The organism is Lysobacter sp. K5869, assembly GCF_018847975.1.
Classification (GTDB): Bacteria; Pseudomonadota; Gammaproteobacteria; order Xanthomonadales; family Xanthomonadaceae; genus Lysobacter.
Map to the genome: position 1 here is coordinate 4,116,195 of NZ_CP072597.1, position 24,024 is coordinate 4,140,218.

Annotated in this window: 10 protein-coding genes and 1 pseudogene; 5 read left to right on the plus strand and 6 right to left on the minus strand. The window is 68.3% G+C overall.

All coding sequences use genetic code 11. The features are described 5' to 3' along the window. Window positions 1-49: 49 nt before the first annotated feature. The 6 genes and pseudogenes from J5226_RS17340 to J5226_RS17365 all read right to left on the minus strand — a co-directional run bounded on the left by J5226_RS17340 (window position 50) and on the right by J5226_RS17365 (window position 14,821). Window positions 50-1,768 carry a cyclic peptide export ABC transporter gene (locus J5226_RS17340; RefSeq protein ID WP_215835678.1) on the minus strand — a complete coding sequence of 573 codons (1,719 nt, stop codon included), beginning with the start codon at window positions 1,766-1,768 and terminating at the stop codon, window positions 50-52. Next, the gene (locus J5226_RS17345; protein WP_215835679.1) at window positions 1,765-4,254 is read right to left on the minus strand and encodes a penicillin acylase family protein; all 2,490 of its coding nucleotides are present in this window, start codon (window positions 4,252-4,254) and stop codon (window positions 1,765-1,767) included. The genes J5226_RS17340 and J5226_RS17345 overlap by 4 nt, the downstream gene beginning before the upstream one ends. Window positions 4,255-4,678: 424 nt before the next feature. Next, complete coding sequence (locus tag J5226_RS17350) at window positions 4,679-7,891, minus strand: efflux RND transporter permease subunit (RefSeq protein ID WP_215835680.1); 3,213 nt, start codon at window positions 7,889-7,891, stop codon at window positions 4,679-4,681. 34 nt (window positions 7,892-7,925) lie between these two features. Beyond that, complete coding sequence (locus J5226_RS17355) at window positions 7,926-11,153, minus strand: efflux RND transporter permease subunit (protein WP_215835681.1); 3,228 nt, start codon at window positions 11,151-11,153, stop codon at window positions 7,926-7,928. A 104-nt stretch (window positions 11,154-11,257) separates the two neighbouring features. Beyond that, a pseudogene (locus J5226_RS17360) lies at window positions 11,258-12,382 on the minus strand (efflux RND transporter periplasmic adaptor subunit); the annotation flags it as partial. Between the two features lie 564 nt (window positions 12,383-12,946). Continuing rightward, a complete protein-coding gene (locus J5226_RS17365) occupies window positions 12,947-14,821 on the minus strand; it encodes a glycoside hydrolase family 9 protein (RefSeq protein ID WP_215835683.1) in 1,875 nt (624 codons plus the stop codon). A gap of 131 nt (window positions 14,822-14,952) precedes the next feature. On the opposite strand from J5226_RS17365, the gene J5226_RS17370 reads away from it, so the two are divergent. The 5 genes from J5226_RS17370 (at window position 14,953) to J5226_RS17390 (ending at window position 23,990) form a co-directional block, all read left to right on the plus strand. Further along, the gene (locus tag J5226_RS17370; protein WP_215835684.1) at window positions 14,953-16,203 is read left to right on the plus strand and encodes an ROK family transcriptional regulator; all 1,251 of its coding nucleotides are present in this window, start codon (window positions 14,953-14,955) and stop codon (window positions 16,201-16,203) included. A 62-nt stretch (window positions 16,204-16,265) separates the two neighbouring features. Beyond that, the gene (locus J5226_RS17375) at window positions 16,266-17,240 is read left to right on the plus strand and encodes a carbohydrate kinase family protein (RefSeq protein WP_215835685.1); all 975 of its coding nucleotides are present in this window, start codon (window positions 16,266-16,268) and stop codon (window positions 17,238-17,240) included. Between the two features lie 14 nt (window positions 17,241-17,254). Next, window positions 17,255-18,472 (plus strand): MFS transporter, encoded by a 1,218-nt coding sequence (locus J5226_RS17380; protein WP_215835686.1) that lies wholly within the window; start codon window positions 17,255-17,257, stop codon window positions 18,470-18,472. A gap of 64 nt (window positions 18,473-18,536) precedes the next feature. Continuing rightward, window positions 18,537-21,236 (plus strand): TonB-dependent receptor, encoded by a 2,700-nt coding sequence (locus J5226_RS17385; protein ID WP_215835687.1) that lies wholly within the window; start codon window positions 18,537-18,539, stop codon window positions 21,234-21,236. Window positions 21,237-21,695: 459 nt separating this feature from the next. Beyond that, window positions 21,696-23,990 carry a LysM domain-containing protein gene (locus J5226_RS17390; protein ID WP_215835688.1) on the plus strand — a complete coding sequence of 765 codons (2,295 nt, stop codon included), beginning with the start codon at window positions 21,696-21,698 and terminating at the stop codon, window positions 23,988-23,990. The last annotated feature ends 34 nt before the right edge of the window (window positions 23,991-24,024 follow it).

Below are 24,024 nucleotides of genomic sequence, written 5' to 3' on the forward strand. Positions count from 1 at the left end.
CGCTCCTGTGTCCGCTTCTATGCGGCGTTGCGACGGTTCGATGCTTCGATCAGGCCAGATCCACGGCGGCGGCGGCCGGCGCGGACGCCGGCAGGGTCGCGACCCGCTGCGGCGAGACGCCGGCGACGACGCCCTCGGCCATCGTCACCACCCGGTCGGCCGCGGCGAAGTAGCGGTCGTCGTGGGAAATGGCCACCACCGCCTTGCCGCGCGCCTTCAGCGCCGGCAGGATTTCGCCGTAGAACACCGCCTTGAACGCGGGATCCTGATCGGCCGCCCACTCGTCGAACACGTACAGCAAGGCGTCTTCGAGGAAGGCCACCAGCAGCGCGAGGCGCCGGCGCTGGCCGTCGGACAGCGACAGCGTGCTGAAGCGGCCGTCGGCGAAACGCACCTTGCCGGACAGGCCCAGCAGTTCCAGATAACGCTCGATCTCGGCGCGGGCGGCCTCGCCGTCGACGCCGAGCGGGCGGTCGAACAGGTAGTAGTCCGAGTAGATCGCGGCGATGCCGCGGCGGAAGCCGCTGATGGTGCTGGCGTCGGCTGCGACGCCGTCGAACGTCACTCGGCCGGAGTCGGCGCGGTAATGCAGAGTCAGCAGCTTGGCCAGGGTCGACTTGCCCGAACCGTTGCCGCCGACGATGAACACGATCTCGCCGCGCTCGATCTCCAGATCGATCGGCCCGATATGGAAACCGGCTTCGCCGTCGCGGCCCGGATAACGGTAACCCGCCGCCTCCAGGCGCATGCGCTGCCATTCGCGGCGCGGCGCGCCGTCGTCCTCGACCTCTTCGTGGGCGAGTTGGCCGAACAATTGATCGACCTTGCGCTGCGCCACCCGCGCCATGCTCAGCTGCGGCACGAAGTTCAGCAGCGCCGCCACCGGCGCGGTCACGTACAGCAGCGCCATGATGACGCCGGCCAGCACCGCCGGGCCCATCGAATGGTAGTTGACGTAGACGAAGGCGATCGCGCCGATCACGAACAGCACGATCAGATTGCCGTAGTTCTGTGCCACCGACATCACGCTCATGCCGGTCTTGGCGGTCTCGCGCACCAGCCGCTCGTTCAGCGCGAGCACGTTGTCGGCGTAGTCGCGGCGCTTGTCGGAGTTGAGCTTGAGTTCCTTGGCGCCGTGGACGAGCCCGCGGATGCCTTCGTGCAGATGGTCGAGATGGCCGCGCGCGCGGATCAGGTAGCGCCGCGCCAGCATCATCGGCAACTGATAGGTGACCACGCCGAAAGCGATGCAGCCGAGCACGAACCAGAACACGCTCGGGCTGAGGAACAGCAGGAAGCCGAGCACGCCGGCGAGCGTCACCGCGTTGGTCAGCAGATCCGGCAGCAGCCGCGCGCCGGCGACGATGACCGGCACGTCGGCGGTGATCGAGGCCACCAGCCGGGCCAGACCGACCCGTTCAAGTTCGGCCACCGGCGCCTGCGAAATGCGCTGGTACATGCGCGTGCGCAGGTCGGTGGTCACGTCGAGCGCCACCCGCGACAGGATCACCTGCGAAGCCGTGCGCGCGAACAGGATGAACAGACAGTTGGCGACGAACAGCAAGGCGAAGCGGTAATGCGAGACCTGCCAGCCGAACAGGGTGACGGTTTCCGGCTCGGTGGTGGCGAAGCTGGCCGCGCCCGGGTCGAGCACGTTCATCACCAGCGGGATCACCAGGGTGTAGCTGATGCCGGCCAAGGTGCCCAGCAGCATCGCCACGAACACTTTGTTGGGCGCGCGTTGCGAGAACGAAGACAGGATGCTCATTGCGCGCGCGCTCCCGGGTTGGCGGCCGCGCCGGACGCGGGCGCCGGCGATGCCGGCGGCGCCGGCTGCAACTGCGTGCGCGTCGCGCCGGCGGCGGCCATGTCGGCGTAACGCACGTCGCGGAAGTCCTCGACCATGTCGTCGAAATGGCGGCTGAGCACGTTGCCGGACTGGCCGGTCGAGTTCATCTGCACGTGCGCGGTCTTGCCCGGCGCCAGCGCGACGATCTGGCGGAAGCCCGCGCCGAAGGTCTGCTCGTAGCTGCCGCGTTCGCCGAGCGCGTAGTCGGCGACGTTGAGCGTGTCCGGCGAGCCGCCGTTGCCGATGCGGCGCTCGAACCAGCTGCGCAGCACGTTGACGCTGCTGAAGGGCGCGTGCCGGTAGACGGTCTGGTGCACCTCGCCCCAGGCCCAGTCGTCGACATCGTCGCCGGCCATCTTGCGCAGTTCGCGCACCGCGTCGTCGAGCGCGGCGTCGACCACCAGGTCGCAATCGGTCGGCTGGCTGTTCTCGCGGTCGCGGCACCATTGGCCGGAGCGGCCGGACAGCATCGCGATCACCGTGTCCGGATCGACCGCATCGGCCATGCCCTGCAAGGCGCGGTTCTGGCGCGAGCGGTTCCAATAGCCTTCCAGCGCGCCGCCGACCAGACGCCGCTTGAGATGGCGCAGCCACGCGTTGAACACGGTCGCGGCGCGGCTGTCCCGGTCCATGCGGCCGTCCCACTTGCGCAGGTCTTCGTAGACGCGGTGCTGATACGGATTGTTGGGTTCGTGGCGCAGCAGCACCTTGAGCAGGCGCCGCGCGGATTCGCTGTGCTGGTCGGCCTGCATGCGCTGCATCAGCGCCAGATCGACCGGCTGCTTGGCCGCGACCGCCGCGTCGATCAGCTGCGCGATGCGCTCGACGCGGGTCGGCGGCGCCCAGTCGTGGGAGATCAGATGGGCGTAGCCCGGCGGCGTCGGGTCGTTGTTGGCCGAGGCGACAAAGCCCGACGGCGGATCGTAGACGCGCGGCATCTGCGCATGCGGCAGGCTGCCGGTCCAGGCGTATTCGTCGGTCCAGCCCGGCACCGGCGCGCCGCCGTCGCCGGCCGCGCGCAGCGGAATGCGGCCCGCGGCGAGGTGACCGACATGGCCGCCGCGATCGGCGTAGAGCAGATTCAGCGCGGGCGCGACCAGATAACCGGCGGCGGCGTCGAATTCGTTCCAATCGCCGGCGTAGCCCAGGCGATAGAACGCTTCGTACGAGGTGTCGTCCGCGTCCAGCGCGGTCCAGCGCAGCGCCGCGGGTTGCTCGAACACCTGGAACATGTCGTTGATGACCGGCCCGTGGCGGGTCGAGCGCACGGCCACGCGCAGCGGCTTGATCGGCGCGTTGAGGAAGGTCGGGAAGCTCTGGCGCACCTGGATCGATTCCACCCGCTGCTCGAACGGCAGCCACTGGCCGTCGGCGAGATAGCGCGAGGCGTCGTCGGGCTTGACCTGTTCCAGGTAGACGTCCTGCGCGTCGGCCATGAGGTTGGTGCCGCCCCAGGCGATCTTGGCGTTGCGCCCGAACACCACCAGCGGCAGGCCGACCAAGGTCGCGCCGGACACGTCGAGGCGGTCGCCCTTGAGCGAAGCCATGTACCACAGCGACGGCATCTGCAGGCCCATATGCGGGTCGTTGGCGAGCAGCGTGGAACCGTCGCCGGTGAGCTTGGCCGACACCGCCCACGCGTTGCTGCCGACGTAACGGCCGTTGAGGCCGGTGCGCTGTTCGAGCGCGGCGTGGAAGTCGGCCATGCGCGCATAGCCTTCGATCGCCGCGGGCGTGGCCGGCGCGGCGCCGGCGATCGGGCTCGCGGCGGCGTGCGGGAACAGCGTGCGCAGACGCACCGGGTCGAGGGTCTGCGCGGCGAGCATGCGTTCGATCTCGCGGCGGTAGTTGCCGCCCAGATCCAGCGCGAACACCTTCGACCACGCCAGCGAGTCGTACACGCTCCAGCGTTCGGGCACGACGCCCAGCGCGAGGAATTCCGCCGGCAGCGCCGGCTTGGAATCGAGCCAGGCGTTGATGCCGTCGGCGTAAGCCTGCAGCGAGGCTTGCGCCTGCGGGCTCAGCGCGGTCCAGGCTTGGCGCGCGGACGCGGACAGCCCCAGCGTGCGGAACCAGATGTCCTGCTGCACGGTTTCCTTGCCGAGCACTTCGCTGAGCCGGCCCTGGGCCATGCGCCGCTGCAGTTCGAGCTGCCACAGCCGGTCCTGCGCGTGCAGGTAGCCGATCAGGAAATACGCGTCGCGGTCGCTATGCGCGACCACTCGCGGTACGCCGCGCGCATCGCGCTCGACGCTGGCCGGCGCCTGCAATCCGGGCACGGCGATGCGTTCGGCCGACGGTGGCAGGCTGTCGCGCAGATGCCACCAGCCAACGGCGGCGGCGACTACTGCCGGAACCACCACGAACCCCAAAATGCGCGCCAGCAATGGCTGCCTGCGAAACATTGAACTTCCTGTTCCATACGCGCAGAAGCAAGAGACACATCTGAACGCACACACGCCGGCACACTACCGACACTGCACAGCCAGCGATCTGTCGATCCCACGAACTCGATTCAATGACAGGGCGGCCACATCGCACCACCCCTTCCCCGTGCCAAATATCGAACTGCTACATGCTGTAAAGATGCTTTCAGAAAACCTTCAGCTTTTCAAGATTGCGCGAGGTGACGGCGCGCTTAATTTTATGAACGAAAAGGGCCGGTTTTCCAGGGAAAAACCCGAAATGCGCGACAGTCGACAAAACTAATTTGTGATTGATTTCATGTACTGATCAACGCAAGTACGACGCGCATGCGGCCACGCGGAATCCACAAATTCCATTCGTCAGCGTATTCAAATTCGTGTATAGGGCGCGGGTCGCGACGGCTCAGCCGCGACCTTGCGGACGCAGTCGCGCGAACAGTCCGGCGAACCGCCCCGCCCCGCCCTTGCCCGCATCCTTCGCGGCGGCGCGTTGAGCCCGGCGCTCGCGCTTTTGCGCCTTGCGCTGGCTGCGGTCGTGCAGCCACAGATAGATCGCCGGCGTGCTCAGCAGGGTGAGCAACTGCGAGACGATCAGGCCGCCGAGGATGGCGATGCCGAGCGGCTGGCGCATCTCCGAACCGACGCCGAAGCCGATCGCCAGCGGCAGAGCCGCGCCCATCGCCGCCAGCGTGGTCATGGTGATCGGCCGGAACCGCACCAATGCGGCCTCGGTGATCGCCGCGACCGGATCCATGCCGTGCTCGCGTTCGGCGACCAAGGCGAAGTCGACCATCATGATCGCGTTCTTCTTGACGATGCCGATCAGCATCAGCACCGCGATCACCGACATCATCGTCAGCTGGGTCTGGGTGACCAGCATCGCCAGGAACGCGCCCATGCCGGCCGCGGGCAGCGTCGACAGGATCACCAGCGGGTGGAACAGGCTGTTGTAGAGCATGCCCAGCAGCACGTACATCAGCACGATCACCGCGATCAGCATGATCGCCGCGCCAGTGACCGCTTCCATGAGCTTTTGGTTGTTGCCCGAGTACGCGTCCTGCACGCCCGGCGGCAGCGGCGTGCGCGCGATCAGATCGTCGACCACGCGGATGCCCTCGACCTGGCTCACGCCCTGGGCGACGTTGTAGCTGACCGTGGCCGATTCGAGCTGGTTGTAGTGCATCACGCTGGTCGGGGTGATCGACGGCGCGATCGTCGCGAACGCCGACAGCGGCACCATGGTGCCGGTACCGCTGCGCACGTAGGTGTCGAGCAGCTGCTGCGGGCCCGATCCGCGCGCGCGCGCCGAGCCGAGCACGACCCGGTACTGATTGATGTCGGAATAGATCAGCGACACCGGACGCTGGCCGAAGGCGTTGTAGAGCGCGTCGTCGACGTCGGCCATCGACAGGCCCAGGCGCGCGGCGGCCTGACGGTCGACGTTGATCGCCTGCTGCTTGCCGACCCCGTCGAAGCTGGTGCCGACATCGCGCAGCTGCGGCAAGGCGCGCATGCGCTGGGCCAGCTTCAAGGTGGTGTCCTGCAGGTTGCCGCCGGTCGAGCTGGTGAGCTGCAGCTGGTACTGCCCGCCGCTGGAGCGGGTATCGCCGCCGCCGCCGAAGAACTGCACCGAAGTCATCACCACTTCGACATCGGACAGATTCTTGTACTGCTCGTTGAGCCGGGCGATCACCTCGGCGACGGTGGCGCGGCGCTCCTGGGCCGGACGCAGGTCGACGAACAGGCTGGCGGTGGCGCCGCCGGTCTCGCCGAAGCCGTTGCCGCCGAGCACCGTGGTCACGTCGGCCACGGCCGGATCGGCCTGCAGGGTCGCGGCGACCTGGCGCACGCGGCCGGCGAAACGCTCGGGCGAGACGTTGGCGTCGGTCTTGACCATCGCCTGCATCATGCCGAGGTCTTCTTCCGGCATGACCCCGCCGCCGGCGGTCATCGCCACCGCCGCGGCCAGCGCGCCGGTCAGCACGATCAGGCTGATCGGTTGCCAGCGCATCAGCCGGCGGTGGCGCATCGACCAGGTCAGCATGTGCCGGTACCGCTCCAGCACCGCGTCGTCCAACCGGTGCAGGCGCCGCTCCAGGCGGGCGAAGAATCCCGGATCGGACGCGGCCGGCGTCGGATCGTGGCGCAGGTACTTGCCGCACAGCGCCGGGGTCACCGTCAGCGAGACCACGGCGCTGACCACGATGGCCACCACCAAGGTCACCGAGAACTCGCGCACCAAGGTCACGAAGATGTTGTTGCCGAACACCATCGGCGCGAACACCGCGACCAGCGACAAGGTGATCGAGACCACGGTGAAGCCGATCTCGCGGGTGCCGTTGAGCGCGGCCTCCAGCGGTTTCTGGCCCAGCTCCATGTGCCGGACCACGTTCTCGATCACCACGATGGCGTCGTCGACGACGAAGCCGATCGCCAGCACCAGCGCGATCAGCGACAAGGTGTTGAGCGAGAAATCCATGAAGTACATGGCGATGAAGGCGCCGGCCAGCGACAGCGGCACGCTCGCCATCGCGATCAGGGTCGGGCCGACCCGGCGCAGGAACAGCAGCATCACCAGCGCGACCATGGCCACGCTGACCAGCAAGGTGAACTCGACTTCGTGCAGGCCGGCCTTGGTGGTCTGGGTGAGGTCGAAGATCGGGTGGATCGCGACGTCGGCCGGAACGATCCGGCGCAGGCCCGGCAGCGCGGCGCGGATCGCCTCCACCGTCGCCACCGAATTGGCGTCGGCGCGCTTGCTGATCTGCATGACCACGGTGCGCTCGCCGTTGTACCAGGCGCCCTGGTACTCGTCCTCCTGGCCCTCGTACACCCGCGCCACGTCGGACAGGCGGATCGGCGCGCGATCGCGCACCGCGATCACCAGCCCGGCGAAGTCCGGCGCGGTGCGCAGCGACGCGTTGGTGATCAGCAGCAGTTGCTGCGGGCCGTCGCTGATCGTGCCCAGCGCCGAGGTGACGTTGGCCGCGGCCAGCGCATTGCGCACTTCGTTGGCGGTCAGGCCCTTGGCCGCGAGCGCGCGGTCGTCGAGCTCCACCCGCACCGCCCGCGGCGAACCGCCGGACAGCTGCACCGTCGCCACGCCTTCCACCCGCGCCACCACCGGCTTGGCCAGGCTGTCGGCGACTTCGTAAAGCTGATCGGAGGACATCGACGAGGACGTCAGCGTGACCAGCAGCACCGGCAACTGCGCGGTGTCGAACTTGAAGTACTGCGGCGGCGCCGGCATGCCGGCGGGCAGGTCCGACATCGAGGCGTTGATCGCCGCCTGCACGTCGCGCGCGGCCGAGTCGGCGTTGATGCCGAACTCGAACAGGATCTGCACCTGCGCGCTGTTCTCGTTGGCGATGCCGACCATCTGCTTGACCCCGGGGATGCGCCCCAGGTGCCGCTCCAGCGGCGTCAGCACGGTGTTGCCCATGGTCTGGGCGCTGGCGCCGGGCATCTGCGCCATCACCGCCACCGCCGGCAGGTCCATCGACGGCAGCGCGGCCACGCCGAGCATGAGGTAGGACCACAGGCCGGCCAGGATCAGGCCCAGCCCCATCAGCGAGGCGCCGATCGGCCGGCGGATGACCGGGGCGAACAGGTTCATGCGCCCCGCCCGGCGCGCGCCGCGAGGGACCGGCTCATGCCGTCGCCGCCGGCGCGTGGCCGCCGCGCGCCGCGCGCGCTTCGCGCCGGCGCCGCAGCCAATCCTGATAGCGCTCCATATACAGGTAGATCACCGGCGTGGTGTACAGCGTCACCAGCTGCGACAGCAGCAGGCCGCCGACGATCGACAGGCCCAGCGGCCGGCGCAGTTCCGAACCGATGCCGGTGCCCAGCGCCAGCGGCAGCGCGCCGAGCAACGCCGCCAGCGTGGTCATCATGATCGGGCGGAAACGCAGCAGGCAGGCGCGGCGGATCGCCTCGTGCGCGCTCGCGCCGGCGCGCTGCGCCTCGATCGCGAAGTCGACCATCATGATGCCGTTCTTCTTGACGATGCCGATCAGCAGCACGATGCCGACGATGCCGTCCACCGACAGGCTCAGCCCGCACACCATCAGCGCCAGCAGCGCGCCGACGCCGGCCGGCGGCAGGGTCGAAATGATCGTGATCGGATGGATGTAGCTCTCGTACAGCACGCCCAGCACGATGTAGATCACCACCAGCGAGGCCAGCAGCAGCCACACCACATCGGTCTGGCTGCCGGCGAATTCGGCGGCCTTGCCGACGAACTGGCCGTGCACCTGCAGCGGCAGGCCGAGCGTGTCGCGGGTCTGCTCGATCGCCTCGACCGCCTGCGACAGCGAATAGCCCGGCGCGACGTTGAACAGGATCGTCGCCGCCGGCAGCTGCTGCTGATGGCTGACCACCAGCGGCGTGTTGGTCACCCGCGCCTGCGCCAGCGACGACAGCGGGATGATGCCCGCCCCGCCGACCGGAATCCCGGTGTCGCGGTTGCCGATGCCGGTGGCGGTGGCCGAATTGCTCGACGCCAACTGCCCGAACGCGGTGGCGTTGCTGCCGGTCAGCGCGCCCGAGCCGTTGGAGGCGACCGCCAACTGCTGCATCAGCGCCTCCTTGGTGCGGAACTGCGGCGCCACCTCCAGCACCACGCGGTACTGGTTGATCTCGGTGAAGATGGTCGAGATCTGGCGCTGGCCGAAGGCGTCGTAGAGGGTGTCGTCGATGGCCTGCATCGGCACGCCGAGCACGCTGGCCTTCTCGCGGTCGATCGCCACTTCCAGCGCGCGGCCTTGATTGGACAGGTTGTTGTCGACGTCGGCCAGTTCGGGACGTTCGCGCAGGGCGTCGGTCATGCGCCGCGCCTGCTCGGCGACCTGGGCCGCGTCGACGCTGGACAGCGAATACTGGTACTCGGTGGCGGCGACGCGGGTATCCAGCGTCACGTCCTGCACCGGCTTGAGGTACAGCGCCACCCCGGGAATGCCGGCGGCGGCTTTCTGCAGGCGCGGCAGGATCTCGTCGAGGCTGTCGCGGTCGCCGCGCTCCTTGAGCACGATCGACAGCTGGCCCTGGTTCAAGGTCGGGTTCATGGTGCCGGCGCCGATGAAGGCCGACACGCCGGTCACCGCCGGATCGTGGCGCAGCGCCTCGGCCACGGCCAGGGTGCGCTGCTGCATCTGCGGGAACGCCACGCTCTGATCGGCCTGGACCACGCCGGTGATCAGGCCGGTGTCCTGCTCGGGCAGCAAACCCTTGGGAATGGCGATGTAGAGCACCACGGTCAGCGCCACCGCCGCCGCGGCCACCGCCAGGGTCAGCGCCTGCCGCGCCAGCACCCAATCCAGGCTGCGCTCGTACAGGCCGACCGTGCGCGCCCACAGCGTGCGCTTGCCGTCGGCGCGCTCGTGCCCGTCCTCGCTTTCGGGCAGCGCGTCGGGCTTGAGCAGGTAGGCGCACATCATCGGCGTCAGCGTCAGCGACACCAGCATCGACAGCACCACGGCGGTGCTCAGCACCCAGGCGAATTCGTGGAACAGGCGGCCGGTGACGCCCGGCATCAGCAGCAGCGGCAGGAACACCGCGACCAGCGACACGGTCAGCGACAGCACGGTGAAGCCGATCTGGCGCGCGCCGATCTCGGCCGCTTCCTTGCCGCTCTTGCCCTGCTCGATGTAGCGCACGATGTTCTCGATCATCACGATCGCATCGTCGACCACGAAACCGGTCGCCACCACCAGCGCCATCAGCGACAGGTTGTCCAGCGACATGCCGGCGAAGGCCATCACCGCGAAGGTACCGGCCAGCGACAGCGGCACCGCCACCGACGGGATCACCGTCGCCCACAGGCGGCGCAGGAACACGAAGATCACCGCCACCACCAGGCCGATGGTCAGCAGCAAGGTGAACTGCACCTCGTGCACCGAGGCGCGGATGGTTTCGGTGCGGTCGGAGAAGATGTCCAGGTGCACGTCGGCCGGCAGCACGCTGCGCAGCTGCGGCAGCAGGTCGCGGATGTTCTTCACCGTCTGCACGATGTTGGCGCCGGGCTGGCGCCGCACTTCCAGCAGCACCGCCGACTTGCCGTCGGCCCAGGCGGCGAGCTGGTCGTTCTCGATCCCGTCCACCACCTCGGCCACGTCCGACAGCCGCACCGGCTTGCCGTCCTTGTAGCGGATGATGGTCTGGCGGTAATCGGCCGCGTCGGCGAGCTGATCGTTGGTGCCGATGCTGTAGGACTGGGTGGCGCCGTTGAGCGAGCCTTTCGGCGCATTGACGTTGGCGCGGGTCAGCGCGGCGCGCAGGTCTTCCAGGGTCATGCCCATGTTCGACAGCTGCGCCGGATTGACCTGGATGCGCACCGCCGGCCGCACGTTGCCGGCGATCGACACCAGACCCACGCCCTGCACCTGCGACAGGCGCTGGGCCAGGATCGAATCGGCGAAGTTGTTGACCTCGCGCAGCGGCCGCGTGTCGGAGGTGAGCTTGAGCGTGACGATGGCCGCGTCGGCCGGGTTCACCCGGTTGTAGACCGGCTGATACGGCAGCGATTGCGGCAACGTGGCTTGGCGGATCGCCGCCTGCACGTCCTGCGCGGCGATGTCGATGTCGCGGTCCATCGCGAACTGCAGGGTGATGGTCGACAGGCCCGCCGACGAATCGGAGGTCATCAGCTCCAGGCCGGAGATCTGGCCGAGCTGGCGCTCCAGCGGCGTGGTCACCAGCGCCGCCATAGTGGTGGCGTTGGCGCCGGGGTATTGCGTGGTCACCACCAGACTCGGCGCGTCGATTTCCGGCAGCGCCGCGACCGGCAGTTGGCGGTAGCCGAGGATGCCGAGCAGCAACAGCCCCGCCATCAACAACGCGGTGGCGACCGGACGGCGGATGAAGATCGTCGAAAAACCCACGGGCTGATCCTTGCTCAGGCGTCGGGCGGCGGCGCTCAGTGCGCGGCGGCGGGTTTGGCGTCGGCGGCCGCTCGCTTGGGCGCCGCCGCGGCCGGCTTGCCCGCTTCGCCGGGCGCCATCGCGTTGACCTTGCTGCCGGGCTTGAGCCGGAACTGGCCCTCGGTCACCACCCGTTCGCCGGCCTTGAGGCCCGAGGCGATCAGGATGCGGTTGTCGTCGGCTTCCACGCCGGTCTTGACCGGACGGACCGCCACGGTGTCGTCGGCCTGCAGCACGTACACGTATTCGTTGTCGGTGCCGCGCATGATCGCCTGCACCGGCACCACGATGCCGCCGTCGATCGTGCGCAGGCGCACGCGCACGTTGACGAACTGGCCCGGCCACAGCGCGTTGTCGGCGTTCTCGAACACGGCGCGGGCGCGGAAGGTGCCGCTGTCGGCGTTGATCTGGTTGTCGACCACGTCGAGCTTGCCGTCGGCGCTGAGCGCGTGGGCGTCGTTGCGGTCCAGCGCGCCGACCGTCACCGCGCCGGCGCGCTGCGCTTCGCGCACGCCCTGCAGCTGGCGCTCGGGCAGGTTGAACACGATGTGGATCGGATGGATCTGGGTCAGCGTGACCAGCGCGGTGCCGGCGTTGAGCACGTTGCCGACGTCGACGCTGCGGATGCCGGCGATGCCGGCGATCGGCGCGGTGACGCGGGTGTACTGCAACTGCACCTGCGCGGCGCGCATATTGGCTTCGTTGGCCGCGACCGCGCTTTCGTATTGGGCGACCTGATTGCGCTGGGTGTCCAGATCGGTCTTGGACACGTACTGGCGATATTCCGGCGCGTTGGAGCGCTGGTAGTTCGAGCGCGCGGTCGCCAGCAGCGCCTGATTCTGGTTGCGCGCCGCCGCGGCCTGATCGTAGCTGGCCTGGGCCGAGCGCGGATCGATCCGCGCCAGCAACGCGCCTTGGGCCACTTCCTGGCCTTCGCGGAAATCGATGCTCAGCAACTGCCCGCCGACTTGCGGGCTCACCGTCACGGTATTGAGCGCGCTGACCGTGCCCAGCGCCGTCGCGAACACGGGCACCGAGCTCGCCTGCGCCGCGACCACGGTGACCGGCACCGGCGCATCGTCCTTGTCCGCCGCGGACTTCTTGCCCTTACCCCGCCCTATCAGCACCACCGCCACCGCCACTGCCGCGACCGCCGCCAGCAGCAGCGAAATCTTTACCGAACTGCGCATCCTGCCGTTCCTATATCGAGACGAAATTTGAGCCGACTTCCGCGAGCGCGAACAATCCAATGCGCATCAACAGCTTATTCGGTTGCGGCCGGACATGCTAACCGTGTCGAAAGATGGGGTGAACAGTGGACTAGGCTAGGTGCGGCAGGTTTCACGGCCGCGGCGCCCGCGGGGCGCGAACGCGTCGGCGCCGGGACGCGCGGGGCGGCGGCCCGGACCGAATATCGGTGACGGAGTTTGCAATTTTCCCGGCGTCGGGATGCGCCGTCCGCTTTGACAACGGGTGTGGCGTTCATTAAGCGAGGGCCGGCTGGGGGCGTGGCGCGATCGTACGCCGGCGCGTACGCGGATCGGGACGCCGCGCCGGGCGTCGCCTCGGTGTTTTCCTCGCACGCGAAGGGAATACGTCCGGCGCCCGTTCCAAACTGTCGCGCATGGTTACGTTAGAACTTACCGCGCCGCGGGCGTCCCCCGCGCAGCCGACCTCAGTCGTGCATCGACTGCTTTATCGACGGCGACGACGCTCGACCGTGGGTCGATCCCCCGACGGCCACCGCAAACCGTTCAACGCGCTTCGTCCCCGTCCGCGGCCATCGTCATGACCGCGAACAGCATCCACGTCGTATGCGGAATCCACTGCTCCACCCAACGCCACTGCTCCGAATCCGGACCGGGCGCGAAACTGATTCCGGCGCCGGTGTCGCTGCCCGGCGCGCCGGTGATGCCGTTGGAGATGCCGCCGACGAACATTTCGCCGGCGCTTTCCAGCACGGTCGGCGGGTTCGCGCGGCCGAAGCCGTAGAGCATGGACATGCCGTAAGGGTTGCGGCCCAGCGTCCAGTCGAGCTGGCTTTGCGCGTAAGCGGCGCGTTCCGCGGTCAGGCCGTAGCCGGCGGTGCCGCGTTCGGCCAGCTTGCGGCCGCCGATCGCCATCGCCGCGCTGAGCGATGCGAGGCGCGCGCTCTCGCCTTGCCACCAGTAGCCGGTTTCGTTGCGATGAGGAATGAAGAAGCCGTCCAAAATCTCGCCCGCGGCCTTGCCGTTTTGCGTGAGCTGAAAGCGCTGGCGGGCGTAGCCGTACGGATTGGCGACCGCGTCGGTGATCGCCAACTCGTGCTTCAGCGCCGAAGCGATGGCGTCCAGCGCGCGTTGGCGGCGCTCGCGTTCCGGCTCGATATCGGCATAGGCGGACAGGCTGATCACCGGCAAACCGGCTTCGGCCGCGTGGTAGTACGGACGGCGCCCGCCGTCGCTGACGAAACCGCCGTCGGCTTGCTGGCGCGCGATCAGGTTCGTGGCGCGCTCGCGCGCATCGTCGAGATAATCCGAACGGCCGCTGGCGTGGTGCAGTTCCACCAGCGCCATCAGCGCGGTGTAGTCGTCGATGATGTTTTCCTTGCCGTCGGCGCAGTAGCGCGGGTTGAACTCGCGCAGGTGGGCGTAGGCGCGTTCGGCGTCGGCCAGGTATTGGGCGCCGTCGAATTCGCCGTGACGGCCGCTTTGCTTAGCCAGCATCGAAGCGCGCGCCAGCGCGGCGATGGCCATGCCGCCGCCGGCGCGGAACGCCGAGCGGTACAGCGCGGTGTAGGTGCCGGCGGACCCTTCGTAGCCGGTGACCATGCGCACGGCACCCGGCGTGCCCCATTGGTCGAACACCGTGGTGTAGAAATAGCCTTCCTTATCGAGGATGCGGTGCAGGTAGTCCGCGCCCCAGAACGCTTCGTCCTCGACCTGCGCCTGCAAGCCGTGCGCGGCGAACAAGGCCTTGCGCGCGTGCGCGCCGTAGGCCAGCACCCACGCGGCCATCGAGGCCTGCTGCGGATTGAAATAGTTGGCGTAGCCCAGGTGCGACAGGTACTTGCCCTTGTCGCCGCCGGCATCCTGCCAGCCGCCCCATACGTCGGCCCGGCGCGAGGTTCCGAAGATCGGCACGTCGCGGTCGGCGGCGTCGGTGTGGCGGCTGCGCTTGAAGTAGCCGAGCAATTGCGCGCCGGCGATGGCGAAGATCGCGTCGTCGCGCACCGGCACCACGGCCGACCGTGCCTGCTGCCGGCCGATGCGCACCTCCACTTGGTAGCGGCCGGCTTGTTCGGCGTCGGAAAAATCGACGCTGAAATAGCGCTTGCCCGCGCCCCATTCGGCGAACGCCGGCAACGCCCGCAACTCGCCGCGCCGGACCGGCTTGCCGTCGCGCAGCACGGTGTAACGCCCCTGCGCGGCCTCGCCCTTGTATTCGACGACCGCGCGCTTGGGCCCGCGCCGCTCCAGCGCCACCTGATTGATCTGCACCAGCAGCGGATCGGCCGGCAGGCTCACCGACACCGTGGTCTTGGATTCCGCGTCCGCGGCGCGGGCCGCGGGCGGCAGGCTGGAGAGCGCGATCGCCAGCGCGGCGACGGCGAGAAGTCCGGTCTTGCGGGAAGGCGGCGAACGGGTCATCGGCACGGTTCCGGATAGACTGAGCACAGCGCAAGTTAGCCATGCCGCCCGTTGCCGTCAATAATACTTCACATGGATGTATGAATAATGCAGCGGCGTCCCTCCCCTACGCTCAACCGGTTTCAACGCCTATGAACACTGGCCGCGGCGCCACCCAGCAATCCAGCGCCCCCTACAACCGCCGCCTGGTGCTGGACTTCATCCGCCAGCACGGCGCGGCCTCGCGCAAGGACATCCAGGAAAAGGTCTCGCTCAGCCCGCAGACCGTCGCCAACATCACCAACGAGCTCGAATCCATCGGCCTGATCGTCTCGCGCCGGCAGAAGGACCTGAAGACCCGCGGCCAGCCGCCGATCGCCTTCGAGATCAATCCCGACGCCGGCCAGTCCATCGGCATCAGCCTGGAACCGGGCCGTGCCTCGGGCGCGCTGGTCAATCTGGTCGGGCGGATCGATGCGCGCTGCGAGGTGCAGCTGCAAGGCTGCGACCGCGCGCAATTGCTGGCCGGCTTGCTGCAGTTGGTCGCCACGCTGCGCAAGCAGGCCAATGCGCGGCTGTGGGGCATCGGCGTGGCCCTGCCCGGCCCGCTCGGCGACACCGAGCTGAGTTTCGTCGGCCCGACCGCGCTGGAAGGCTGGAAGGATCTGTCGATCCTGGATCAGCTGCAGGAAGCCACCGGCCTGCCCTTGTTCCACAGCGTCGACAGCGTCGCCGGCGCGCTCGGCGAGACCTTGTACGGCGTCGCCCGGCATCTGGACAACTTCTTCTACCTGCACCTGAGCATGGGCCTGGGCGGCTCGCTGATCGTCGGCCGCAACAACTACCGCGGCGCCGACGGCAACGCCACCGAGATCGGCCACGTGCCGGTCGTTCCGGGCGGCACGCCGTGCTATTGCGGCAACCAGGGCTGCCTGGAGCGCTATCTGTCGCTGCATTCGCTGGCCGAAGCGCTGGGTCTGGACGACGCAAAAATCCGCACGCCGGATTGGCTCGAGCGCCTCGACGACGCCGCCGACCGCCCCTTGCGGCAGTGGTGCGAACAAGCCTCGCAGCGGCTGCGCGATGCGATCTGCATGATCGAAAACCTGTTCGACCCGCAGACCATCGTCATCGGCGGATCCGCGCCGCAGCGATTGGTGCAGCGGCTGGTCGAACTGGCCCAGCCGCTGCACCGCTCGGTGCGCGGCCGCCCGGACCCGCAGCTGCCGCGGGTGATGATTTCCCAGCGCGAGGAAGACTGCTCGCTGCTCGGCGCCGCGGTGCTGCCGATCCACGAACTGCTCTCGCCGCGCCTGGAAGGGGTGCAGAAGGACGAGCTCGCCGACCTCCAGGCGGCCGAGCTGCTCGGTCACCGACCGGCCGTCGGAGGACGCCGCATTTAATTAAACTTCCACTGGATATTTTTATTGACGAGACGGAATCGGGGTGCCTATAGTCGGCCCCCATGAAGCTCGATCAGCCCCCTTTCGCCCCGCCCCGCTTCAGCATCGTCGGCGACGTCAGCGTCGATCTGGTGCTGGGCACGCTCGATCGCTGGCCCAAGATCGGCACCGAACAGCTGCTGCCGCGCAGCGAACTGCGCGCCGGCGGCTCGGCCGCCAATGCCGCCCTCGCCGCCCGCCATCTCGGCCTGAGCCCGCATCTGATCGGCGCGATCGGCGACGACGACCTCGCCCAATGGCTGCTGCTGCAACTGGCCGGCATCCGCGTCGAACTGCAGACCTGCGCCAGCGACACCACGATGTCGGTCGGGCTGCTGCACACCGGCGGCGAGCGCACCTTCTTCACCAGCTACGGGCATTTGCAGCATCTGACGCCCGACTTCGTGCTCCAGCACCTGCCGCCAGCGCCGGCCGGCAGCGTCGCCTTGTTCACCGCGCCGTTCCTGCTGCCGGGCCTGCGCGGCCAGTTCGGCGAACTGCTGGCGCAGGCCTCGCGCCAGGGCTACGAGGTCGCGCTCGACACCGGCTGGCCGCCGGAAGGCTGGACGCCGCAGGTGCTGCGCGAAGTCGAAGGCTGGCTCGCGCATTGCGACCATCTGCTGGTCAACGAGTTGGAAGCGACGAGCCTCGCCGACCGCCACGACGACGGCGCCGATCTCGACGCCGCCGTGCGCCGCGTCGCCGAACGGCTCAAGCCCGGCGCCCATCTGATCGTCAAGCTCGGCGCCGCCGGCGCGCTCGGCCACGTCGACGGCCGCACCACCCGCTACGCCACGCAGGCGGCGCACGACATCTTCGACACCGTCGGCGCCGGCGACAGCTTCAACACCGGCTATCTGGCGGCACGTTTGAACCGCGCCGGCCTGCACGACGCGCTCGCCGCCGGTTGCCGCACCGCCGCGGCGATCCTGCCGCGCTTCCCGCGCAAGCGCATCGCCGCGGGCGAACTCTCCTACTGCCTGCAGCCGCACTCCTGACCCGAGGCACGCGCATGAAGCACCGGCCCTTGATCATCGGCTACCTCCTCCTGATCTGGTTCGCGATCTCCTTCATCACCAATCTGATCGGGCCGCTGATGCCGATCGCGATCCAGGACTTCAAGCTCAGCCTGACCATGGCCGGCTTCATGCCGTTCTCGTTCTTCCTCGCCTACGGCCTGATCTCGATTCCCGGCGGGCTGCTGATCGAAATCCGCGGCACCCGCTTCACCTTGTTCGCCGCGTTCGCGCTGAACTTCCTCGGCGCGCTGGCCATCGCGCTGATTCCCGGCTACGTCTCGGTCGTGGCCGGCCTGTTCGTGATCGGGTTGGGGATGGCGCTGTTGCAGGTGGTGATCAACCCGCTGATGCGCACCGCCGGCGGCGAGCAGCACTTCGCCTTCTTCTCGGTGATGGCGCAGCTGGTGTTCGGCCTCGCCTCCTTCCTCAGCCCGCTCGCGTTCCGGCTCTACATGCAGCGGCCCGGCGTGGAAGGACAACCGCTGGCGTGGCTGAACTTCTATTGGTACTTCAGCGCCGCCTTCGTGCTGCTGGCCCTGCTCAACTACAAGCTGCCGCTGCCGGCGGTGGAATTGAAGGACGACGAGCGCGCCGGCAGCCGCGAAGCCTATCGCAGCCTGCTGCGGCGCCGCGACGTGCGCCTGTTCTTTCTCGCCATCGTCGCCTATGTCGGCACCGAGCAATCGCTCGCCAATTGGATGTCGCAGTTCCTGCACAGCTACCACGGCCTGTCGGCCACCGAACAAGGCGCGATCGCGGTCAGCCGCTTCTGGGGCTTGATGTCGCTGGGCTGTCTGGTCGGACTGGGGCTGCTGAAACTGCTGGATTCCAAGTGGGTGCTGGCGATCTTCGCGACGCTGGCCATCGGCTGCCTCGCCCTCGCCCTCCTCGGTTCCGCGGCCGTGTCCCTGCAGGCGTTTCCGGCCGCGGGCTTTTTCTTGTCGGTGATGTTCTCGGTGATCTTCTCGCTGGGCCTCAACTCGGTCAGCCAACACCACGGCGCGTTCTCGGGAATCCTGTGCACCGGCATCCTCGGCGGCGCCGTGGTGCCGTTGCTGATCGGCGTGATCGCCGACCACTGGGGCCTGCGCATCGGCCTGTCGCTGGTCGTCCTCCCCTTGCTCTACATCCTCAGCGTCTCGCTGTGGGCCAAGCCCTTGGTCCGCAACCAGACCGTGTACTCCGCCAAGAACACGCCCGCCTCGCCCTGACCCGGGCCACAGCGCCACCGCGCGGGCCCGCCGGCCCGAGTCGCCGCACAACCAGGAGCCAACGATGAAAAAGCATCCCCGCGAGGTTCGACCGACCGGCCTCGCCGCCGCGGTGGCCGCGGTCTTGATCGGCTGCGCCGCCGCGCCGGCGATGGCGCAGTCCGCCGCGGCCGGGCAAGACAAGCAGGCCGAGGCCGCGCGCGCCGACGCCGGCCAGACCGACGCGGGCGACGCCCGCGCCACCCTGGAAACCGTGCGCGTGTCCGCCACGCGCCTGGAATCGGATCTGCTGAAAACGCCGGTGACGGTCACCGCCGTCACCCAGGACGCGTTGACCCGCGAAGGCGTGCGCGACGTGCGCGGCCTGTCCGGCAAGATGCCGAACGTGCAGATCGCTTCGGGCCCGGATTCGGGCGTGCAGGTCAGCATCCGCGGCATCGGCGCCAACAACTTCACCGAGATCGGCGACCCGGCCGTCGGCCTGCACGTGGGCGGTTTGTACTCGCCGCGGCCGCAAGGCGCGCTGGCGCTGATGTTCGACGTCGATCAGGTCGAAGTGCTGCGCGGCCCGCAAGGCACGCTGTTCGGGCGCAACTCCACCGGCGGCAGCATCAACATCATCCCGGCCAAGCCGCGCTTCGATTCGACCTTCGGCAGCGCCGAGATCGACGTGGGCAGCTACAACCTGCGCCAGCTCAACCTGATCCAGAACATCGCCGTGAACGACCGCTTCGCCCTGCGCCTGTCGGCGACCAAGGTCGAGCGCGACGGCTGGATCCATCAGCAGCAGGACTTCACCGACGCCAACATCCCCGAACGCGGCTTCATCCCCGACGGCATCCCGGACGTGGACCAGCGCCGCAACGTCAAGGTCGGCCGCGACAAGTACTACTACAACCGCGACGAATGGGCGGTGCGTCTGGCCGCGCGCTTCGCCTTCAGCGACAGCGTCGAGTGGCTGCTGGCCTACGAGAAGTTCCAGAACGACGGCGCCGGCCAGGTCGCGCTGAAGGACTGCGATCAGGCCGCCGGCACCCGCTTCGCCTGCACCGGCGGCAAGTGGGACGTGAAGATCAACGTGCCCGGCAAGACCGACATGTCCATCGACACGGTGCGCTCCAACCTCAGCTGGTTCCTCAGCGACGCCAACAGCATCGAATACAACTTCGCCTTCGCCGTGCAGAAGCGCTCGCAAATCGCCGACGACGACGGCGGCTATCACGAGATTCCCTCGCAAGTGACCGCCACCTGGCCGGTGCCGGCCGAGGGCGACTGGGGCATCTGGCCGATCCGCGACAACACCTCGATCACTCTGGACTCGAAGTACAAGTCGTTCGTGCACGAGCTGCAGTTCAAGCATCAGGGCGAGCGCCTGAGCTTGGTGTCGGGCCTGTTCTGGATGCGCGAGAAGAACGCGATCGACTACGCGCAGGAGATGCTGGTCAACGCGCCTTACGGTTATCCGATCAGCCAGTACTACCACCAGCCCAATCGCCAGATCGACGCCAAGGCGATCTTCACCCAGGCCGACTGGCGCTTCGCGCCGACCTGGACCGCGACCATGGGCGCGCGCTACAGCCGCGACGCCAAGACCGACCGCGGCGGCCGCGTGTACGGCGGCTGGGACACAGAATCCACCGCTTATTACAACGGCCACTACGATCCGGGCACGCCGGGCGAACCGGGCTTTCGCCCGCACAACGGCCGCGACCTGACCCACCAGATGGGCCCGTTCGCCGGCATCGACGCGTACAAGCTGTGGGGGCCGCCGGCCGAGAACGCGCATTCCGAATCCTGGCGCAAGTTCACTTACCGCCTGGGCCTGACCAAGAATCTGTCCGACGACGAGATCGTGTTCGCCTCGCTGTCCACCGGCTACAAGGCCGGCGGCTTCGGCGACAAGGACGACGCCTGCGACGGCAAGGTCTGCATCGACGGCCCGCCGGGCCCGCACTACACCTTCTTCCCGTACAAGCCCGAGACCGTCACCAACTTCGAGATCGGCTATAAGGGCCTGCTGCTGGACAAGCGCCTGAGCCTGTCGGTGACCGCGTTCTACAGCCGCTACAAGGACATGCAGGTCACCGGCGACTTCTACGCGTCGAAGGTGCATGTCGAGGAACCCTGTCCGGCGCAAAACCCGACCTGCGACGTGATCAAGAAATGGCAGACGGTCAACGTCGGCGTGGTCAACATCCCGGGCCTGGAAGTGGAAGTGGACTACCTGCCCACGCCCAACACCCGCATCGGCGGCTTCTTCTCCTACATCGACAGCAAGATCAAGGACTACCCGACCTTCAGCGACGAATGGAACTGCGGCGTGCGCGCCGAGTTCGGCGCGCCGCCGTGTCCCGAGCCGTACCAGGGCTCCGACCCGCAGCTGGCCGGCCGCCAGATCTACGACATCACCGGCCATCATCTGCCGATGACGCCGAAGTTCACCGCCGGCGTCAACGTCTCGCACACCTTCAAGTTCGCCAACGGCTACGAGCTGGTGCCGTGGGCCAGCGTGAAGTGGCAGGACAAGATGTACTTCACCCTGCGCAACCTCGACAACGCCCATGTCTCCGACGCGCAGAAGGCGTACACGACGGTCGATGCGAGTTTGAGTTTGAAGTCGCCGTCGTTCTGGCGCGCCGAGCTGTACGTGCTCAACGCCACCGACAAGATGAGCAAGAACTGGGCCGACGATGCCGGCGGGTTCATTCGTGCGTATTGGAACGATCCGCGCACGGTGGGCTTGCGGGTGCGCTTCGACTACTGAGGCGGGCGTCGCGGCAGGCCGGGTTCTTCGTCCCGTGGGCGGGGAATCGGCCGCGCGGCATCGGAAAACGCTCGCACACGCGCGATGCGCGAACGCGCGAAGCCTCGGCTCATTCGCCGACGGCCGCCGCGCGGCTGCGACGCGGCGCGAACACGGCGATTACTGTGGCGCCCGTCACGCTCGACGGGCGCCCCCATGTGCTGAATTCGGCTGAATGATTCATCTGAATCCTGATCGAGCCCTCCGTGGCGCCGCGACGCGGTAGAACGGAGGCGCTTGCGTTGCGCGGTGCGGCCGGAACAGGGGCTGGCCGGCGTCGGCCGAACGGTCGGCGCGATCCGCCGACGCAAGGCCGGGCCGCTCGCGGCCTCGGCGCTCGGCGTCCGAACCGGAACGGTCCGGATCGAACCCTGCGGCCTGCGCGACGCGCCGGGCGCCCCGTCCAGGAAGACACGCACCATGAATGCAGCCGTTTCCCCCAGCGCCGCCGGCGCCCTCCCGACCGATCAGGCCGCGCAGGGCGAAACCCTCGGCGATCTCGCCGTGCGCCACGGCGTCTCTTCGGCCGCGATCTTGCGGGCCAATCCCGAACTGTTTCGCGAACAGCTGATGCGCGACGCCAATGCGGCGCTGCTGCGCGCCGACTCGCTGCCCGCCCCGGGCGCGCCGCTGGCGATTCCGCCGCAGCCGCAGAGCGTGCGCGAACGCGTCGACGGCCCGTTCGTCGCGGCCCAGCGCGAATTCAAGACCGAGCTGTCGGGCACGGTGAGCGAGAGCCATACGCAAAAAACCGCGACGGGACAGGAAGTCAAATACAAGACGGCGCAGGAAGTCGTCTGGAATCCCGGCAACGGCGAAATCACCGTCAGCGTCGCGAACTCGAACGCGGCCAAGACCGAAGTCGGCGACAAGACCCAGGGATTGGCCGGCGTGCAACAGGTGGTCGGCACCAGCGAAGTGTCGGTGAAGGCGACCGCGGCGAACGCCACCGAATTCAAGGTCAAATCCGAGTTGGCCACCAGCTTCGCCGCCACCGCCCAGGGGCGCGACAAAGGCCTCGGCCTCGGCCACGAAGAGGAACGCAAGCAAAGCACCAGCTACACGGTGACGATCCCCAACCGGCCCGGCGAAACCCAGATCGATCGCGCCGGCCAGGCGGCGAAGATCAATCCTTACGATCCGACCACCATTCCCGAAGGCGTCACCGTCATCAAGGAATCCGAGGCGTTCTCCAAGAGCGAATCGCGTCTGTCCTACGGCCATTTCACCGCTACCGACGGAGTGACCCGCACGCCCGGCCACAGCGTTTCGGTCTCGCGCACCGGCACGGTGGTCAACGTGTCGATCGCCGACAGCGAGAAACTGCGCACGCCGCTGGGCCTGAGCGGCAAGTTCGACGCCGAGGCGGAGATCAAGGGCGTCAAGGTCGGCACCGGCGTCGGCGGGTCGGTGGAGTTCGGCGGCCGCTACGAAGACAAGCAGCAGGTGTCGGCCAGCTTCGACATCGCCACGCCCTCGGGTCAGGCGGCTTATTCGCATTTCATTTCCACCGGCCAAATCGCGGCCAAGACGCCCGGCGTCGGCAGCGTGACCACCGAAACCGGCTACACCTGGAAAGACGGCTTCAAAGTCGAGACCAACGTCAAGATCAACGGCGCGGTCGGCGGAACGGAGCTGGAACTGGAGGGGAAAAGCGCGTTGAGCTTCGAGGGCGCGCCCAGCGGCACCACCCGCACGCAGTACCCGGACAAGTCTTTCGCCGAAACCTACACCAACGCCATCGACGCCGTGCCGGTGCGCGGTCGCCGTTTCTACGACGAGAACGGCGCGGAAATTCCGTCGCAGCGCAGCTACGAGTATGAGGTCAAGCTCAGCGGCCTGGACCCGGCGCAGCAGAAGGAGGCCGCCGAGAAGCTCAACCACGCGCTCACCGGGCGCGCCGACGGCCCCGTTCGCCCCGGCCAGGACTTCACGCTGAAGTTCGACGAGGCGCAAATGCAGGCGCTCAAGTCGCGGGTCCAGGCGGTCTCGCCGAACTTGGAAGGCGACAATTCCAACCAGGCGATCAAGGCGCTGCAGGAAAAAACCGCGAACAAGGGCAGCGAGCAATTCGGTTTGTGGCTCGGCGCCGAACTGGGCCGCGAAGGCGTCGGCCGTTTCGCCGATCGCTTGGACAAGATCGCGCAGCCCGACCGGAACGGGCCGAATCCGCTGCCGCCGTTCAAGCTCGATGCCGCCGTGGTCGACAACGGCAAGGCGGTCGCGGCCACGCAGGCCGGCGCCGCGACGCCGGCGCCCGCGGTCGCCGCTCAACCGGCCGCGCCGGCGCCCGCCGCCGCGCCGCAAAGCGATCCCTTGCAGGACAAGATCCGCGCCGGCGTGCGCGGCCTGGACCAATCGATCGGCAAGCCTTGGGACGATCACAGCGAGCGGCTGAGCGCGAGCGCCCTGCTGATGGCCGAGCAAAAGGGCTTCAAGCCGGGCGACACCCTCCAGGTCGGCTTGAGTCCGGCGAACGGCAACGTCGCGGCGGGCGCGAACTTTTTCGTCGCGCGCAGCGGCCCCGGCGCCTCGCCCGACCCGCAGGCGAACTGGGCGAGCATGCCGACCCGCGACGCGCTGGCGGTTCCGGCCGATCAGCGCCAGCAACAAGTCGCCGACGCGCGTCAGCAGCAAGCGCACGCCCCGGCGCAGGAACAGCAAGCCGCGACGCGCAACCAAGAGGAAGCGAGCAAAGCCGTCGCGATGAAATGAAGCCGCGCGAGGCGACCGACGCGGCGCGATCCCC

Excerpts from the sequence above, each read along its gene's own strand:
- J5226_RS17380 (WP_215835686.1), top strand. The coding sequence starts at position 17,255 with ATGAAGCACCGGCCCTTGATCATCGGCTACCTCCTCCTGATCTGGTTC.
- J5226_RS17370 (WP_215835684.1), top strand. The coding sequence starts at position 14,953 with ATGAACACTGGCCGCGGCGCCACCCAGCAATCCAGCGCCCCCTACAAC.
- J5226_RS17385 (WP_215835687.1), top strand. The coding sequence starts at position 18,537 with ATGAAAAAGCATCCCCGCGAGGTTCGACCGACCGGCCTCGCCGCCGCG.
- J5226_RS17375 (WP_215835685.1), top strand. The coding sequence starts at position 16,266 with ATGAAGCTCGATCAGCCCCCTTTCGCCCCGCCCCGCTTCAGCATCGTC.
- J5226_RS17345 (WP_215835679.1), bottom strand. The coding sequence starts at position 4,254 with ATGTTTCGCAGGCAGCCATTGCTGGCGCGCATTTTGGGGTTCGTGGTG.
- J5226_RS17365 (WP_215835683.1), bottom strand. The coding sequence starts at position 14,821 with ATGACCCGTTCGCCGCCTTCCCGCAAGACCGGACTTCTCGCCGTCGCC.
- J5226_RS17350 (WP_215835680.1), bottom strand. The coding sequence starts at position 7,891 with ATGAACCTGTTCGCCCCGGTCATCCGCCGGCCGATCGGCGCCTCGCTG.
- J5226_RS17340 (WP_215835678.1), bottom strand. The coding sequence starts at position 1,768 with ATGAGCATCCTGTCTTCGTTCTCGCAACGCGCGCCCAACAAAGTGTTC.
- J5226_RS17390 (WP_215835688.1), top strand. The coding sequence starts at position 21,696 with ATGAATGCAGCCGTTTCCCCCAGCGCCGCCGGCGCCCTCCCGACCGAT.